Source organism: Caldalkalibacillus mannanilyticus JCM 10596 (genome assembly GCF_000615945.1).
In the GTDB taxonomy this organism is placed as follows: Bacteria; Bacillota; Bacilli; order Caldalkalibacillales; family JCM-10596; genus Bacillus_AT; species Bacillus_AT mannanilyticus.
Map to the genome: position 1 here is coordinate 19,375 of NZ_BAMO01000005.1, position 17,140 is coordinate 36,514.

Genomic DNA, 17,140 nt, shown 5'->3' on the forward strand with positions numbered 1-17,140 from the left:
ATGACTCAAAACACCGTCAACCTCAGCAATAGAACCAACCTGGAAATCGAAAAATCAAGTTCCATTTGGGCTGATGGATTTCGTCGACTTCTAAAGAACAAACTGGCACTTGCAGGATTGATTGTCCTTCTGATCATGTTTATCTTTTCCTTTATTGGACCCTTCTTTTCAGAATATACAGAAGCAAAATTAAGTGTCAAAAATGCCAACAAGCCCCCAAGTTCTGAACACTGGCTCGGTACAGACAGCCTAGGGCGTGATGTCCTGCTTAGACTGATGTTAGCTGGGAGAATCTCTCTTACTGTAGGAATTGTGGGAGCTGCGATTATTCTCCTGATTGGCGGAACTTTGGGAGCGATTGCTGGTTTCTATGGAAAAGCAGCAGACACAAGCATCATGAGATTCGCCGATATTATGTATGCCGTCCCTACGCTTCCTGTTCTGATCATCCTGGGAGCGATCCTATCAGATTTGAAGTTTCCGCCAGATAAACGGATTTTTCTAGTGATCTTTCTCCTTGGCTTCATAAGCTGGATGACCTTAGCACGACTAGTCCGCAGTCAAATTCTCAGCCTGAAAGAACAGGAGTTTATGCTGGCAAATGAGGTGCTTGGCCTGACCGATCGCAAAAAAATCTTTAAACACTTACTTCCAAATACATTGCCCATCATTATTGTCGCCTCCACTCTAGGCGTAGCAGGCACCATTCTATTAGAATCTGCTTTAAGCTTCTTAGGACTTGGGGTTGTCCCCCCTACTCCATCGTGGGGCTATATGATATCAGCAGCCAATAATATGATCGATTTTCAACTGCGTCCTTGGTTGTGGGTTCCCCCGGGAATCTGTATCTTGCTAACTGTCGTCGCTATTAATCTGGTCGGAGATGGATTAAGAGATGCCTTCGATCCAAAGCAAAAAAGGTAGGAGGGAAAAACAATGGCTAAGAATCTAGTAGAATTTCGTCATCTTAAAACCTATTTCTATACAGAAGCGGGAGTCGTCCAAGCTGTCAACGATGTTAGTTTTTCCATTCGCGAAGGGGAAACCATTGGGATTGTTGGAGAGTCGGGGTGTGGAAAAAGCATTACAGCCATGTCCTTAATGCGCTTGATTCCCTCTCCCCCTGGTAAGATTGAAGCAGGCGAAATTCTTTTTGAAGGAAAAAACTTACTCAGCCTTCGTGAGGAAGAGATCAGGATCATGCGCAGTAAAGAGTTTGCCATGATTTTTCAAGAGCCCATGTCCTCTCTCAATCCCGTCCTGACGATTGGCGATCAAATCATGGAGCCTTTACTTGAGCATCTCTATATGTCTAAAAAAGAAGCGCGATTGAAAGCCATTGATCTCATAAAACAAGTGGGGATTCCACGAGCAGAAGAAATCATGCATAGCTATCCGCATGAGCTCAGTGGAGGAATGCGTCAGAGGGTGATGATTGCCATCGCTCTAAGCTGCGATCCAAAGCTGCTCATTGCTGATGAGCCTACAACAGCCCTAGACGTGACCATTCAAGCCCAAATTCTAGAACTATTAAAGGAAATTAAAGAAAAAAGAAACATGTCCTTGATGCTAATTACTCATGATTTAGGGGTCATTGCTGAAATGGCAGACTATGTTGTTGTGATGTATGCCGGAAAAGTAATTGAAGAAGCCCCTGTGCGAGAACTATTTCGAAACCCTCGACACCCTTATACCAAAGGCTTATTAGAAGCCAAACCAATTATTGGAAAGAGAAAGGATCGGTTATACACCATCCCTGGTCAAGTGCCTAATCCGATCGGTCTAGGGGATTATTGTCACTTTAGCGAACGCTGTGAATTTTGCATGGATATTTGTCGTGAAGAACAACCCGTACTCAAAACATATGAAAGCGGTAACAAAGTAGCTTGCTGGCTAGAGGAAAAGGGAGGGGCTGGATCATGAGTGATGTGCTACTAGAGGTGAACAATCTAAAAAAATACTTCCCGATTCGTAGTGGAGTCTTTCAGCAGACGGTTGGACACGTGAAAGCAGTAGATGGAATTAGCTTTAAGCTGAAAAGAGGAGAAACCATCGGACTTGTCGGTGAATCTGGCTGTGGAAAAAGCACAGTCGGTCGTTCCATCGTTCGGCTGCATGATATCACGGAAGGAACGATTCGCTTTAAAGGCACCGATGTTCATGCTCTTCCACGAAATAAATTGCGGAAATTACGCCCTAAGATGCAGTTAGTCTTTCAAGACCCTATAGCTCACTCAATCCACGGATTCGAATTGGAGAAGCCATCGGGGAAGCGGTCATGGATCACGGTATCTGTAGAAAGAGTGAAGTTCGGGAAAGAGTTCGTGAGGTCTTAAATATTTGCGGGTTAGCCTCCTACCATATTGATCGTTACCCCCACGAGTTTTCAGGGGGACAAAGACAGCGAATTGGCATTGCTCGCGCCTTGATCTTAAATCCTGATTTTATCGTCTTAGATGAGCCTGTATCTGCTCTTGATGTATCGATCCAAGCTCAGATCATTAATTTATTATCTGACCTGCAAGAAATCCAAGACCTTACGTATCTATTTATCTCTCATGACCTTAGTGTTGTGGAGCATATTTGTACCAAAGTAGCGGTAATGTACTTAGGCTCTATGGCAGAAATGGCCTCTAGAGATGAGCTATTTAAAAACCCTCTTCATCCCTATACTCAAGCTCTACTCTCGGCGATCCCTATTCCTGATCCGACGCTAAGACGTGAACGGATTGTCCTTCAGGGAGATATCCCCAGTCCAGCCAATCCTCCATTCGGCTGTAAATTTCATACTCGATGTCCCCAAGCCATCGACAAGTGTAAAGAGGTCGTCCCCGACTTTCGCCATGTCGGAGGAGATCATTATGTGGCTTGTCATATCGTCTAATAACGAAGAATGCTGAACAGAACTCCTTTTTCCTGCTTTTTTGTTGCAGAAAAGCCTGTTTCAACACTTTTTTTCGTATCGAAACAGGCTTTTCACATCTTTTAGACTCTTAGCGAGCCACGGAACCCTCTAGCAGCATAATAGGATTCTGCTCCATTGTGGTATACAAAAACTGTATCGTAGCGACGATCACAAAAGAGAGCACCGCCGAGCTTTCTAATCTTTTCAGGAGTTTTCACCCAGCTTGATGTTTTTAGGTCAAAATGCCCCAGTTTTTGCAACTCGCGGTATTGTTCTTCCGTTAAAAGCTCAATGCCCATGTCAGTAGCCATATCCATAACGCTATTTTCTGGTTTATGCTTCTTCCTTGACTCCAGTGCTTCACGGTCGTAACAAACACTTCTACGACCTTTAGGGCTTTCCTCTGAACAATCACAGAAGATGTATTCGTCCTTCTCCTGATCATGACCAATAACATCTGGCTCTCCACCAGTGCTTTCCATTTCGTTAAGCGACCACAGTTTTTCTGGATTAGCTTCCAGCTTGGATTGGACTTGAGCCCATTCAAGATCTTGATGGCGGTTCATGTTTTTATCAAAACGGGCTTTCAATGCTCTGAGTAATTCTTCACGTTGTTCTAGTGACAACTCCTTTTTTCTCTTCGTCATATTCGTTACTCCTTTCATTATTAGCAATAAAAGCCTAATCCTCTATATATCAGCTGTCTTTTTTCTTGTGAAAAAAGGGTTTATCTTCAATGACTTTAACTTTTTAAGTACGATAACAATAAAAAATAGAACAAAAAGTAAAATAAACGGAATGAGAATCGGTGCAAATATAGCTAAAATGGAGACAATGACAGATTTAATATTTTCCAAAGTAGCTACTATAAAATTACCTGCCCCTCCAGTCGTTGCTGTAGATGTTGCTCTGGAGCCAGATGATAGTAATTGAGATGATAAGCCAGCAGGTACACCTGCAATAATTGCTAGACCCCAGGTTAAAAGAGGGCTTGTTTCACCAATTGATGACGCAGTTAAAATAATTCCGGCAATTGAAACAAAAAATGGCGCAACAGTATCTAATAAATTATCAATGAATGGTATGTAAAATGCGGCGATTTCAACTATGGTAGCCACTAAAAACGTAATGAGGGCAGGATATGTACCAATCCAAAGAAAACTATCACTCAATGTGAAATAACCTGATAGTGATGCTATACTTGTTACTAATAAAGGGACAAATACTCTAAATCCAGCAGCTATGCTTAGACCGATGCCGACCAAAAGTCCTATAAGTATTTCCATTTCATTCTCCTTTCTAACCATATAGTAAGCCCATTATATCAAAAATTTGTTTGCATTTTTACGCAATCTATTGATACCACTTAGGTTTTAAGCTATTGAAGTAATCATGATCTTCTAAAAACATGTACACTTTATCTAACATCTGATTTAGATTGTTTGGAATCGTTTTTAGAGTCCATATGACAGTGGAAAAAACGCACATTGCTAGGTAAAGTGAGTACAGCCTCCAAAAACCTTCATTAGGTTCTGTATGATTAAAATACCCTCTAATTTGTCCTAATGAAAAAGGAATGCTTATTTCTCGGCTAAAAATGCCGATCTTTAGGAATTCATGAATAGGATCTCCCCAATCGTACCTGTTAAAATCTATAACTCCAGCGAATTTTTTATTATTGACAATGATGTTGCCAAGGGTGAAATCATCATGTTGAAATAAGTTCGGGCGCTGTTTCATGAGGTGGATATTCTCATCAATAAAATTCATTATTTTCTGATCCTGTTTAATCTTTACATCACATGCAAGGTAAGCGTCTATATATCTCTTATGCTTTTCAACTTTCCTTGAATACCACGAAGAGATATGAGTTGGAGCAGCAAGTTGGTGCATTTTTCTTAATTCCTTCCCCGCCTCAATCCCAATATTAAATTGTTCTTGGTCTGAGCATTTTGGGATTGCAGCCTCAGCATCCTCCCCCTCTATGTATGATGTGATCATATATCCCCGATTTCCTATCACACCAATAGAAATCGGGTGTGAACAAGTAACGTTGTACCCCCGCATCCTTTCCAAAATAGAGTATTCTGTTTTCTTAACTTCCCATTCTTCTACATTAAACATCCGAAGAAGCATTTTTTTATTATCGTCCTGCATCTGTATGAGGTATTTTTCATCAGAAGAAAACCCTTTTTTAATTTGAATACTATCTTTACAATTACTTATTAAAGGAATCTGTTTTATTAGTATTTCACTCATATCATCATCCCTCTGTTAATAAATTTTGAAAAACAATTCCAGAATCTTGATCTTGCTGGGATCATTATAGCGGTTTAGCACCGAAAAGTAAAAAACCACCCACTTTTTAAAGTAGGTGGTAATAAAGTATGTTTCAGAATCTCTGTTGTGTTATACCATTATTTTGCACATATCATTGGTAAATTCTACTGGATCTTGGAGAGGCAAACCTTCAATGAGAAGGGCTTGATTATACATTAACTTTGTATATAGATCTAATTTTTCCTTATCGTTTTCAAATGCTTCTTTTAAAGATTCAAATATTTCATGATTCGTGTTTATTTCTAATATTTTATCCGCTTTTACATTTTGGCTATCTGGCATGGATTTTAATATTTTTTCCATCTCAATAGATAGCTCTCCATCTGATGCTAGGCATACAGGATGTGTTTTTAAACGTTTTGAAGGTCTAACATCCTTCACACTTCCTGATAAAATATTTTTCATATATTCAAAGAGCTCCTTATGCTCCTTCTCTTCGGATTCTGTATTGTTTTGCTCTTCTTCCCCTTCAAGCCCTAAATCTCCGCTGGACACCGATCTAAATTCCTTTTCATTGTAGTTCATGAGCATTTTAATGGCGAACTCGTCAATATCATCTGTAAAATAAAGAATTTCGAACCCTTTTTCAGCCACAAGCTCTGTCTGCGGCAGCTTCTCAATTCTTTCATGCGATTCACCTGACGCATAGTAAATATATTTTTGTTCCTCTGGCATTCTAGACACATATTCCTCTAAGGTTACCAGCTTCTTCTCCTTCGAAGAGTAGAACATTAATAAATCCTTTAACTCTTCTTTGTTGCTGCCATAGTTATTGTAGACACCATACTTGATCTGATTACCAAAGGATTGATAAAATTTTTCGTATTTTTCACGCTCATCCTTTAGTAGACTTTGCAGCTGATTCTTAATTTTGCTCTTAATGTTTTTCGCAATCAGCTTCAATTGGCGATCATGCTGAAGCATCTCTCTGGATATATTCAGAGATAGATCTTCAGAGTCAACCATCCCTTTGACAAAGCTGAAGTAATCAGGAAGCAGATCAGCGCATTTATCCATAATTAAGACACCATTAGAGTAGAGCTCTAGTCCTTTTTCATATTCCTTCGTATAGAAGTCAAAAGGAGTGTTTTCAGGGATAAATAGGATAGCGTTATATCTTAGCGTACCATCGACACTAATGTGAATATGCTTTAAAGGCTGATCAAATCCATAGCGTTTTTCCCTATAGAAGTTTTCGTAATCCTCTGCTGTCAGCTCTTTTTTGTTCTTTCTCCAAATAGGAACCATGCTATTAATCGTCTGCTCTTCTACATAATCTTCTAATTCATTATCCTCGCTGCCTTCTTTCGGTCTTTTCCCGCTAATGTCCATTTTGATCGGGTAACGAATGAAGTCAGAGTATTTTTTGATAATCGTGCGTAAACGATATTCTTCTAAAAACTCATCATAGCTCTCATCTTCTGTATTCTCTTTAATTTTTAAGATGATATCTGTTCCCACGGAGTCCTTCTCGCATGAGTCAATACGGTAGCCGTCTGCTCCCTTAGACTCCCACTTGAACGCCTCTTCACTGTCTAAGGCTTTACTGATCACAGTGACCACGTCTGCCACCATAAAGGCAGAATAGAAGCCAACTCCGAACTGACCAATAATGTTGTGTCCATCCTTCAATTCATTTTCATTTTTGAAGGCAAGAGAGCCGCTTTTTGCAATAACCCCAAGATTCTTGTCTAGCTCTTCCTTCGTCATTCCAATCCCTGTATCTGAGATTTTTAATAGTCTGTTCTGCTTGTCCACACTTACTTTTATGTAATAACGATCCTTATCGAAGCTCAAGGAATCATCTGTTAACGCTCTGTAGTAAATCTTATCAATGGCATCACTCGCATTTGAAACCAGCTCTCTTAAAAAAATCTCTTTCTGAGTATAAATAGAGTTAATCATCATTTCTAATAGTCTTTTAGATTCTGATTTGAATTGTTTCTTAGCCACTATCCTCTCTCCCTTCAGGTTATGAAGCTCATGAATTTACAATTTGACAGATAACGCTTTTTTATTAGCACTCTTAAAAGATGAGTGCTAACCCTTCTTTTTATTTAACATATCCTCTTATTATTGTCAATAATTTGCCAGAAAAAAGAGCACATCACCTTGTTTTCAATCCGTTTTACAAAATACACCATGCGTTGTATGCTCTAATTAACGTTATTCAAATGACTACTTACTATTTCCTAATTAAGGATTATCAAAAAAAATGAAAAGGAGCACAAATCATGTCAACTCAATCCGCCATTGAATGGGGAACCTTATTATTTTCACTCTTTATTTTCGGGTTCATTTTTCTTATCCTTTTTTCCTTGTTCTTCTTAATTAGAAGATTATTTGCTCAAAAAGAACATACGCGACAAGTAGAAGCCCAGTTGGAAAAATTGAATAAGAAGATGGATCAAGTGCTGGATAAGCAAGATCATATCCAGAAATAGAGTGATAAATAGTGCAAAAAAGAAGGCTAAACCATCATGGTTTATAGCCTTCTTTCCCGTATGACATTACTTTTCAATGATTCAACTTTTTAACTTCAACGTTCTGGTGAGTGATTATTTTTTATTGATGATGATCTGGGTTAAGCGTAGAAACATGCCACGTAATGCCAAATTTATCAGTGATCGTCCCATAGGATGGGCTCCAAAATGTTTCTTGAAGGGGCATTTCTACTTTACCCCCATCTTCTAGCTTTCCGAATATTTCTTTTGATTTTTCTACATCACTAACGGCAATGGCAATGGTTACTTGTGTCCCAAGCTGATGCGGTTGACCAGGGAAGGTATCTGAGATCATTAGGTCTGTATTTCCGATTTTTAAATGAGCGTGCATAACACGATCCTTTGCCTCAGCAGGAAGACTAAATTCTGGATTCTCAGGCATTTCTCCAAAGGTCTGAACTCCTACTACCTGAGCCTCCAAAGCCTGTTCATAAAACTTGACTGCTTCTTGTCCATTACCATTCAAAACTACATAAGGATTAATTCCTAAAATCATGTTAAGCACCACCTTTATTATATTTGAAATAAATTTTTCCTATTTTTAGTATAACCGATATTTTAAGATTCTCACCATTTTTTTGACACCTCTTTCACAAAATTAAAGAGGAGGATTTCTGTAAGAAAATAATAAAATCAACAAGATATTGACAGTTTATAACTTTTTGTGTTTTTATTAACTTGAGTGAGGAGTTTTTAAATGCAGAAACAATACATGATCATTGAAGATTTAGAACAATTAAAAGTAATTAATGATCTGGCAGCAAGATTTATGTTTAATACATTGGTGAAAGCTGGATGTAAAGTAAGTGCAGTTGGTCTTGCAGCAGAAGCTGCTATATATGGTTGGCAAAGTAGAGGTGAATGGTAAATCTTGACTACCTTACTATTGATTAAAATTATTTTAATCATCACGGTCTTAGCACTTTTTCTGTTAACCTTTAAGAGTGGGGGTCCAAATAACGACGAGACTTTCAAATACAGTAAATATATGATTTATTTACTTGTTTTTGAAGTTGCCTTATTGGTGATATTTAGTTTTTAAGCAAGGTAGGAGCGATTGCTTCTACCTTTTCTTATTGTAACTAAACTGGTATAAATATTTAATAGAGGAACGTTAATTAGCTTCTTACTTATGTCTCTCTAAAAATGAAACAAGTTCTTGAAGAGGGTCAGTAGAATCTATTCATAGAAGGCAATGAGTACACAAAATTCTTACCTTCTTGTTATTCTCTATGCAAGCTGCTTTACTGCTTCCTTAGAACGAACCACAGCCTCTTCAAAAATATCCTGTGCTTTCTCAGGTGTCATCGCCATACCTTCAGCTATGATTGAAGTGACCTCCAATCCCAAAAAACCTAATATGCTCTGTAGATACTTACTACTAAAATCCATAGGACCTCCAGAAAAACTTCCTCCCCCTGCTTGAATATGAACTGCTTTTCTACCTTGTAGAAGCCCAACAGCCCCATTCTCCGTAAATGCAAATGTTTTTCTAGCAATACATATGGTATCAATATACGCTTTCAATTTAGGAGGAATACTAAAATTCCACATAGGAGAAACAAAAATATAACGATCCATAGAAATAAACTGATCTGTTAATTGATTGATTCGTTCGATCTTTTCTTTCTCGATCACAGTCAATCCATCCCCCTGCTTATCGCCCGCAGAAGTTTCCTCCATTGAATATTGAGCGCTTTTTCTCCATGCAGATAATACATCACCGTCAATCAGAGGAATATCTGCTTGATAAAGATCCAAATGAATGATCTCATCTGCTGGATTCACTTCCCGATATGCTTTCAAAAACTCTTTGCCAAGCTTCAAACTATAGGAGAGCTCCTCGGCATTTGGATTCGCTGTAATATATAATACTTTTTTCATACTCTGTCACCCTTTCAGTGAAATGATTGAAATAATAAGGACTCTTCACATCCCTTATACCTTCACCTTAACATGGAATAGTGACAGATCTTGGCACCCTTTTAGATATTCACCCCCTACTAGAAGCCAACAATAAAAAAGAAGCCTTTTTTAGAAGGCTTCCTGATAGTAAGCGTAGAGCAGGTCTGCGACTCTTCCATAGCTCTGTATCCCATCGCTTTGCGCATTCATTTGCAGGTAAATATGGTTCATCCTATCCGTCGTCTGACTTGCCCAGCCCTGATATTGCCTTAGGTACTCTTCCCATGCTCCCATGTCTCTTGCAACTCCGGGGCTGCACTTCTTCTTCAACTCCTGATAGGTTTCTTGATCATGCTCTTCGAAAATATACATGAAGGTTTGAAGGATTACCATCACACCAGAATATTGAAAATCGTAATCAGGATGCATTGTCGCAGCTAGATAGCCGACAAAATTGGCTTCATCTTCCCTAGCAAAGCCCCTCTGATGAGCCATTTCATGCGTGGCAGTAAAAGGGAGCATATACTCAGGTCTTAATATATTGACATTTGCTTCCCCTGTAAAAGGAAAGTAGATTCCACCTATCCCTTGATAGGACATTACCTTAGAAAGCTTCACTCCCTTAGGTCTGCCGTACTCTCCTCCCAGCTCTGGTAAGTACTCGAGGCAATTTGGTATCCCTTGTCTGCTCGAACAAAAATATCTTCAATTCCATTCGGTGATTTCGTGATTCCTTGAGCATCTTCATCTACGTGCTCCCTCAATTCATTTGCTCGATCAACGAGAAAGTGAGAAAGCGTGGCAAGCTCTTCAATCGTTACCGCCTTTGCCTCCAATTGAGCGATGGTTGAAACAGAGGTCCGATGGTAGTTTAAGCCCCACATCGTCATAAATGAAAAACAAAGCAAGCTCACAAACACCACAACAAAAGATAGTTGTTTCATCACAATTTGTTTTCGCTGTTGCGGACGTCGTAGCATTTGTACGATTACCATTCCTAGATTTCCAGCAATAAATAATAGAAGGAAAACGACGATCCATTCAAACAGGGAAAATGGGACAACCCCTGTCATTCGACTCAGCTTTGGTGCGAACCAACTAAACAATGATTTCGTATAAAGCTCTTCTACTAAACTCGGTGATAAAGAGGCAAGATATGATAGGACAAAGGTTAGAGGCAATAAAACAGCTAGATACGTTCTTTTAAATGTCATTTTTCCCAACAAGATAACACCTGACTTTCTTATGATTCAAAATGTTTGGCTATCTTAGACAGGAACTTTTTTCGTTTTTGATCCGTTCCACTCGTTGTATATTCACTATTCATCCATTTGATATTTTTGAAACCAATCCCCTTCAACGTTCCCCGGGTAAAAGTACGGATTGGGTTTCCTACTACCCATTTTAAATACCATGTAGGAGCTTGTGAGGTCGTGATTATCGTCGTTTTCTTGACATTGTCTAGTAATCCTTTTAACCCAAACTTATCTTCTGTGTAAGAATAGTTTTTGAGCATCACTTTATCAATAAAGCCTTTCAAGATAGCAGGTAGATTATACCACCAAATAGGGAAAATGAATACCACTTCATCAGAGTTTTTAAGCATTTTCTGATACTTCTCTACCCTTTCATCACGGTAGCCTCCTTTGGAATAAAGGGCAAGCTCACCCTCGGTTAATACAGGATTAAAACCATCCTTATTGAGATCAATCACTTGGTATTCTTTCTTCTTTTTCTCCAACGCCGAGATAACGGTATCCATAATCGCTTTGTTAAAGCTCCCATGCCATGGATGAGCAAATATAATTGTTGTTTTCATTCTTTTCAACCCTTTCATGATATCTTTTTTTTCATTCCTATTTTCTGAATTACTTCTCTTCTTCCTAAAACATCAATAAGTGCAAATATGTGCATGTATGCATATAAAAACTAAAAAAAATTGTTTATCTCTCCTCCTCCACCATCCTTCTAAGGTTTCTAGCTGTTTCCTCGAATTTTTCAATAATGCTCCAGCATTCTACCTCATAGATCATATACCTAGATTCTTTCTTCTTTTTTAGAATGCCTTGTTTGCACATGATGTCTAAATGTCTAGAAATCACGGAACGATCCTGCGTAAAATTATCTGCAATTTCCCCTACATTCTTCGCACCATGTATGGCTAGATACTTGATTAATTCAATTCGTACTGGATCAAATATGGCTTTATAGTATTCGATATCAAATACTTCTCCTAGCTCTTTCTCACAGTCAGTCACGTATCTGTTTACTTGTTGTCCTTTTTTATCCATTGTCATCACCTTGACCTAAGTATATATGCACACACATGCATGTGTCAATTAGTTATTTTAGATTATACCGTTTTTTCTATATTTTACTGTTGGTCTATTTTTATGTAGCATTAGTCATTATTTTAGTTCACATTTAATTAGTTTTGTAATCATTTAAAAACCAATTTTCTCCATCCTTAATAAATTCAAAATAAACCTCTACTGACATTTCATTTTGTATAATCAAAAAAGATAAGGTGAACGTATTATCCTCTAATAAATAAAAGTTAAGATGTAGATTTTGTAATTTAACCTCATCAGCAGAAATAGGCTGTTCGTGCTGTAAACTACCATGATTAAACATCATACTATTAGTTTCTTTATTTATAGATACTGCTGAGGAAGAAATCTCTTCAAGGTAATCATAATTTTTGGTTTGCATTGCATGAAAAACATTCATAGCAAGGTTAAAAGTGTCCTTTAAAGCCTCTCTAGATTTCACATCATTCGATTCTAATTCAATCGATTTTGGCTGTAAATCTTCATCCTCTCCAATGAACTCTGAAACAACCTCTTGGTAAGTAGTTTGCCTTGATTGCTCAAATACAAAGTACCCAATGAGTATCGAGATAACCAAAATAACGGCGGCTATTCTTAACTTGCTCAAGCTAAACACCTCTTTCACGTTTCCTAAATGTACCATAATTATATTGTACTTTGATTACTAAATTCCAGAAAAATATAAGTACTAATAACCTTCAAGCTATCAAGACATACCTTCATATAAGATAAAAAAAGTCGCCAACCTTAATTGAGCGACTTTGAAAAAGCTTCTATTCTATTGTGATTATAATTGAATCTGTTGAGGAGATTCATAGCGGTCTCTTTTTTCATAACGCAGCATCAAATCGTGCATTGTTTTTTTAATAGCGTCATGATGAATAGAGTCATATTGATTTTCCTCCACCCATAATCCATTCTCCTTAAGATACCCTTTCAGATACGTGACAAAGGCTTCAGCCGATGAAAGATCAGTCAGCTCTGAAAGACTTGCCATGGTAGCCGGTTGGACGTTAGGATAGTGTAATTCTGTAGCACCACCTGAAGCTTTATGGTAGAAGTCTTTCACCAGCTTGCCTCTTTCCTCGCCGCTGCCTTCTACTGTTATAAAGGCATGAATAATAAACGCCTTCGTTTGACGTCTTTGGGCAATACCACAAAACTTTTTCCCTGCTATACTCAGGTCGAAATCTCCAGGGCAATAAGAACCGCTAACTTCCCCCTTATTCACCATAGAAGGGGCTATTTGCCTTAAGCTTTCTCGAATAGCAAGATACATTAACTCAAAATCCTGATGAAAATCTAATTTTCCCTGAGGGTTGGGTATAATAAAAGATAGATTTACCACCCCTGGGTCTAATGGGACTGCCGCTCCTCCAGAGTTACGTACAGTCACATTGTATCCTTGTTTCTCTAAATCCTGCATGGCTTCCAGTGCGTAGGGGAGTTTTCGATCGCGCAAACCTACAACAAACGCCCTCTGATGTCGCCAAATATGGACAATAGGTTGCATGCTCCCCTCACCCACTCCTCGGCAAACATATTCCTCAAAGGCAAAAGGGAAAAGAATATCGCTGGTAAGAGGAACTGAAGTTGTATCTATTATCTTCATTTTTTCTGCAATCTCAAAGTAAGTCATGGATGGGAATTACTCCTTCATTTTTTTCTTCGTAATAAGGGTGTTGATCTTATTATAGCTTGTCTTTATTTTAGATTCATCGTCAATTTCTATAAAAAAGTTTTTAAGGCATACAAAGTCACTCATAAGCATCATCTTCGGACACCAAAGCGTTCAAGAAAGCCTCGAACGAGTCAGTCAAGTATAACTTAGCCTTTGCTTGGTTCTCTTGCTGTGTGAGACCATGGTCCCAAACGTCATTGACATGGTAAGAAACACTGCCGTCATCGAGATTGAGGCAGAAGTAGTTTCCCCCTGGGTCGATAGCGAAGGGAAACAGTGTCGGTGGAAGGATCCCTCGGCTTGTTGCAAACTTATAGACACTCTGAATCGAGTCTGTGTTGGAAACCGCCCCTCTACTCTCGATAGAAAGAAATTCGTGAATCCAAAGAGGCTCCCAATCTCCTTGCATCGAGAACCAGTCGAGAGTGGGCATACCTCCGTTCCACTTTGCATAGTGAATCTTGAATCCGGTTGGAAGGGATGATCCGATTGTACGTTCTAGTTCCTTAAAGTCTTGGTCTGTGGGAGCCGATGAGCATCCCGTGAACTCATTTATTTTCACATCTCTTCCCCTTTGAGCGGATTCTATGTCTACCGCAGATTTTTTATAATAAATGCGTCATTTTCAAAATAAAAGTTCAGTGCTTTTATGTAGTCGTCTATAGACGCCTCTTTATTCTGATTTTCTATGCTTGCTATTACATCTTCAAATTGTTGTCCATAAAAAAACAACTCTAATGAATTTTCTACAACAAAGCCTGGATAAACTTCCGTATCATCGTCTTTAATTTTGGGATAGTGATCCAAATAACATACTAATTCTACTGTGGCGAAGGTTGTGTAGTTTTTGGTATATAGGCAAACGTCGTTGAAGTTTCCTTTATTTTCAATTGCGATTTCTATAATTTCGGGTAATGTGTACTTTTTTCTAAGTTCAGGTTCTTCCAACTTGTTCCCCCCTAAAAACAGCGTTTTTCTTTTACAAATTTGATACCTTTTACCCCCTCTCTCTCAAGCTCAACCTTAAGATCATGAGAAACAATTACTTTGTCCTTATTCTCCTCCGCCCGAAATATTTTGTAGTGCGGCTCCTTTTCCAGTATAACAACCGATGTGAATTTTTTCGGACCATCCGGCATGTATTTCAAAAGCGGCACATACGTACTTGCCTTCATATCAATAGCCGTATCGCATTTTTTATAAATGATAATATTAAATCCTTTAACTTCCATATCCCCACACAAGATCGTTACCGGAATAGTCTGAATCTGATTAGCCAAATTTCTTCTTATAAATATATCGGCAAGTTTGTTACTTATGAGATCAGGACCGCTGCTGAATAAATAGTCGTAGGAGCTCAGCCTTTCCAAGCTGACTTTCTTGTTTGCACGCAAATAAATCTCCTGGAAAGATGAAACATCCACTTCAGAGCCACTCTTAAAAATCAAATGGTCTGGAAATTTTTCGTGGTCATATTCCAGCCAATAGTTGTTAGGGTACTCCTCGCTAATTTCTAGTAGATACATTAAGCCATCTCCTCTTTTAATTTGCCGTATCGCCCTTCACAAGAGCCTCAGACACCCCAGAGGCAATCAGGAGGAGCTTCTTGACGAAGAATTAGCCCCTTCGGCTTGGCTCTCATAGCGCCTAACAAAGTCTTCATAAACAGAAGCGTGGTTCAGGATTTTGGCCGATTCGTTTTCTACACCCTCAGCAAGGTCGTCATCTGTCAATGTGATGAACAGGACGAGTTTTTCCCTTGCCTCACCCTTCCCGAAGAAACCTTCATCATCAAGTTTCTTCAGCGCCTCGATCATCGATTGAAATACGTGCTTTCTAAACTGATCCTCGTCATTCCGATTAGGAGAATTTCTGAGTTCAGCGGATATTTGAGAAAATTCGTCGGCATGCCAAGCCTCATATGACCACTCCGAAGTAGTCCACTTGTAGTATGCCAAGGAAGCAGCACTTTTGTCTTCCTCTTCTGCAAATCTCCGCTCCAAACCTTGCACTGAGTTAGCGGCTGGCATGACCGTCATCGCGCTGCTGTCTGTATACAAGGCATAAGCATAGAAATCTTCGCTGGCGCGGGAATTTCTAAGGGCCCAAAACGCTCTTTTGGTCGAGTCATATATTTTTCTTGTTATTTCAATCCATTCCATCTAATCACCTCAACGGATTTAGTGGCTTCAAAACTTAGATTTTTCAAAACTTAATACACCACCACAAACCTTTATTCTATCTCAACAGAATCCGCAAAAAAATTACAAATAGATTTTATTACTCTTTTATAAATGTTTAATTTAATCTTTTTAGGTAAAAATATAAAATATACTTTTGATTTTTTATATATAAATGTAAAATATAATTATATTTTAATTAGAGGTGAATACATTGTCATTTATATCTCAAGAAAAGATACTAAAGGTGCTTATAGGTTTTAACCCTTGGTGGAGCAGTGGACAGGTTCCTCGGGATTTTATTAAACCTGTCAAAAGATTAGCCCTTTACGAAGCGAAGAAATACTTCTATCACACTGAAATCAGACGTGAAGTCATACTTTCAGGACCAAGACGCGTTGGTAAGACTACCATTATGTACCAGATGATTGATGATATTCTCAAGCATTCATCTGCTAAGCAAATCTTATATATTTCATTTGATCACCCTATGTTGAAGTTATGTGAGATTGGTGATATTCTTGAAATTTTTGAAAACAACATCTCGCAAGGGACGGAACAACTGTATCTATTTTTCGATGAGATACAGTATGCCTCTAATTGGGATACTTGGTTGAAGACATTATATGACCAACACCCTTCTTATAGAATTATGGCTACAGGTTCAGCGAGTCCTGTACTTGCTTCAAAAGTGAGCGAAAGTGGTGTGGGTAGATGGACACAAATTAAAATCCCAACACTATCCTTTTATGAGTATATTGAAATGATAGGCGTAAACCAGCCTATTCTTCCAAGTAATTTTAATCCTACCCAACTAAGTCACTTATCTCGCAGTGAACTATCTAATATTATGATTGCTGTACAACCATTGCAAAAACATTTCCACCAATATCTATTAATTGGTGGTTTTCCAGAAGTTGCAAAAACTCGTGATATTCCTTTTGCCCAGAAAATAATTAGAGAAGATGTAGTAGATAAAGTAATCAAACGAGATATTGTCTCACTTTTTAATATACGAAATGTATCTGAATTTGAAAAAATTTTCTTATACCTATGTATGACTAGTGGCAATATTATTGTTGCCGAAACAATTGCCAAAGAAATTGGAGTATCTAGACCAACGATTAGTAATTACTTAGAACTACTTGAACATGCAAACTTAATTTACATGAGTAAACCTTTTGAACTTAAAGGAAAAAAAATACTAAAGTCGAAACCTAAAATTTATTTAGCCGATCCTGCCATCCGAAATGCTGTTCTTATGTTAGGTGAAGAAGTTCTTACTGACCTTTAGA

At 38.4% G+C, this 17,140-nt stretch carries 19 protein-coding genes and 2 pseudogenes; 6 read left to right on the plus strand and 15 right to left on the minus strand.

Annotation, left to right across the window (positions count from 1 at the left end; translation table 11 throughout):
* The 3 genes and pseudogenes from opp4C (at position 1) to JCM10596_RS23730 (ending at position 2,884) form a co-directional block, all read left to right on the plus strand.
* A complete protein-coding gene (gene opp4C / locus JCM10596_RS04055) occupies positions 1 to 924 on the plus strand; it encodes an oligopeptide ABC transporter permease (protein ID WP_025026039.1) in 924 nt (307 codons plus the stop codon).
* Positions 925 to 936: 12 nt separating this feature from the next.
* Positions 937 to 1,923 (plus strand): ABC transporter ATP-binding protein, encoded by a 987-nt coding sequence (locus JCM10596_RS04060; protein WP_025026040.1) that lies wholly within the window; start codon positions 937 to 939, stop codon positions 1,921 to 1,923.
* Positions 1,920 to 2,884 (plus strand): annotated as a pseudogene (locus JCM10596_RS23730) (ABC transporter ATP-binding protein). Before JCM10596_RS04060 ends, JCM10596_RS23730 begins: the two are co-directional and overlap by 4 nt.
* Positions 2,885 to 2,985: 101 nt before the next feature.
* Here JCM10596_RS23730 and JCM10596_RS04070 read toward each other — a convergent pair.
* From JCM10596_RS04070 to htpG, 4 genes are all read right to left on the minus strand, one after another.
* Positions 2,986 to 3,552 (minus strand): DUF4256 domain-containing protein, encoded by a 567-nt coding sequence (locus tag JCM10596_RS04070; protein WP_025026041.1) that lies wholly within the window; start codon positions 3,550 to 3,552, stop codon positions 2,986 to 2,988.
* Positions 3,553 to 3,594: 42 nt separating this feature from the next.
* The gene (locus JCM10596_RS04075; RefSeq protein ID WP_025026042.1) at positions 3,595 to 4,191 is read right to left on the minus strand and encodes a DUF4126 domain-containing protein; all 597 of its coding nucleotides are present in this window, start codon (positions 4,189 to 4,191) and stop codon (positions 3,595 to 3,597) included.
* Between the two features lie 67 nt (positions 4,192 to 4,258).
* On the minus strand, positions 4,259 to 5,164 hold the full coding sequence (locus JCM10596_RS04080; protein WP_025026043.1) for an aminoglycoside phosphotransferase family protein: 906 nt from the start codon (positions 5,162 to 5,164) through the stop codon (positions 4,259 to 4,261).
* A gap of 150 nt (positions 5,165 to 5,314) precedes the next feature.
* Entirely contained in the window at positions 5,315 to 7,198 is a 1,884-nt protein-coding gene (htpG, locus tag JCM10596_RS04085; protein ID WP_025026044.1) for a molecular chaperone HtpG, read from the minus strand.
* Positions 7,199 to 7,479: 281 nt separating this feature from the next.
* Between htpG and JCM10596_RS04090 the strand changes: the two genes are divergently transcribed.
* Complete coding sequence (locus JCM10596_RS04090; protein WP_025026045.1) at positions 7,480 to 7,689, plus strand: DUF4083 family protein; 210 nt, start codon at positions 7,480 to 7,482, stop codon at positions 7,687 to 7,689.
* 121 nt (positions 7,690 to 7,810) lie between these two features.
* On the opposite strand, the gene JCM10596_RS04095 is transcribed toward JCM10596_RS04090, so the two are convergent.
* The gene (locus JCM10596_RS04095; RefSeq protein ID WP_025026046.1) at positions 7,811 to 8,245 is read right to left on the minus strand and encodes a VOC family protein; all 435 of its coding nucleotides are present in this window, start codon (positions 8,243 to 8,245) and stop codon (positions 7,811 to 7,813) included.
* Between the two features lie 201 nt (positions 8,246 to 8,446).
* Here JCM10596_RS04095 and JCM10596_RS29420 point away from each other — a divergent pair, with 201 nt between their 5' ends.
* Positions 8,447 to 8,617 (plus strand): hypothetical protein, encoded by a 171-nt coding sequence (locus JCM10596_RS29420; protein ID WP_159102307.1) that lies wholly within the window; start codon positions 8,447 to 8,449, stop codon positions 8,615 to 8,617.
* 362 nt (positions 8,618 to 8,979) lie between these two features.
* Here the strand turns inward: JCM10596_RS29420 and JCM10596_RS04105 are convergent, their stop codons facing one another.
* The 10 genes and pseudogenes from JCM10596_RS04105 to JCM10596_RS04160 all read right to left on the minus strand — a co-directional run bounded on the left by JCM10596_RS04105 (position 8,980) and on the right by JCM10596_RS04160 (position 15,827).
* Positions 8,980 to 9,633, minus strand: coding sequence for an FMN-dependent NADH-azoreductase (locus JCM10596_RS04105; protein ID WP_025026047.1), 654 nt, complete (start codon positions 9,631 to 9,633; stop codon positions 8,980 to 8,982).
* 150 nt (positions 9,634 to 9,783) lie between these two features.
* Positions 9,784 to 10,868: pseudogene (locus JCM10596_RS31160) on the minus strand (DUF3810 domain-containing protein).
* Positions 10,869 to 10,897: 29 nt separating this feature from the next.
* The gene (locus tag JCM10596_RS04115; RefSeq protein WP_025026048.1) at positions 10,898 to 11,473 is read right to left on the minus strand and encodes an NAD(P)H-dependent oxidoreductase; all 576 of its coding nucleotides are present in this window, start codon (positions 11,471 to 11,473) and stop codon (positions 10,898 to 10,900) included.
* Positions 11,474 to 11,597: 124 nt separating this feature from the next.
* The gene (locus JCM10596_RS04125) at positions 11,598 to 11,945 is read right to left on the minus strand and encodes an ArsR/SmtB family transcription factor (protein WP_025026049.1); all 348 of its coding nucleotides are present in this window, start codon (positions 11,943 to 11,945) and stop codon (positions 11,598 to 11,600) included.
* Between the two features lie 133 nt (positions 11,946 to 12,078).
* A complete protein-coding gene (locus JCM10596_RS04130) occupies positions 12,079 to 12,591 on the minus strand; it encodes a hypothetical protein (protein ID WP_025026050.1) in 513 nt (170 codons plus the stop codon).
* Positions 12,592 to 12,771: 180 nt separating this feature from the next.
* Positions 12,772 to 13,623 (minus strand): lipoate--protein ligase family protein, encoded by an 852-nt coding sequence (locus JCM10596_RS23740; protein ID WP_025026051.1) that lies wholly within the window; start codon positions 13,621 to 13,623, stop codon positions 12,772 to 12,774.
* Between the two features lie 118 nt (positions 13,624 to 13,741).
* Complete coding sequence (locus JCM10596_RS31165) at positions 13,742 to 14,227, minus strand: SMI1/KNR4 family protein (protein ID WP_025026052.1); 486 nt, start codon at positions 14,225 to 14,227, stop codon at positions 13,742 to 13,744.
* Positions 14,228 to 14,256: 29 nt separating this feature from the next.
* On the minus strand, positions 14,257 to 14,613 hold the full coding sequence (locus JCM10596_RS04150; protein ID WP_025026053.1) for a DUF7716 domain-containing protein: 357 nt from the start codon (positions 14,611 to 14,613) through the stop codon (positions 14,257 to 14,259).
* Positions 14,614 to 14,624: 11 nt separating this feature from the next.
* Positions 14,625 to 15,191, minus strand: a complete 567-nt coding sequence (locus JCM10596_RS04155) for an imm11 family protein (RefSeq protein WP_025026054.1) — start codon at positions 15,189 to 15,191, stop codon at positions 14,625 to 14,627.
* Positions 15,192 to 15,257: 66 nt separating this feature from the next.
* Positions 15,258 to 15,827 (minus strand): DUF4303 domain-containing protein, encoded by a 570-nt coding sequence (locus tag JCM10596_RS04160; protein WP_025026055.1) that lies wholly within the window; start codon positions 15,825 to 15,827, stop codon positions 15,258 to 15,260.
* Positions 15,828 to 16,059: 232 nt separating this feature from the next.
* Between JCM10596_RS04160 and JCM10596_RS23745 the strand changes: the two genes are divergently transcribed.
* The gene (locus JCM10596_RS23745) at positions 16,060 to 17,139 is read left to right on the plus strand and encodes an ATP-binding protein (protein ID WP_234410395.1); all 1,080 of its coding nucleotides are present in this window, start codon (positions 16,060 to 16,062) and stop codon (positions 17,137 to 17,139) included.
* The last annotated feature ends 1 nt before the right edge of the window (position 17,140 follow it).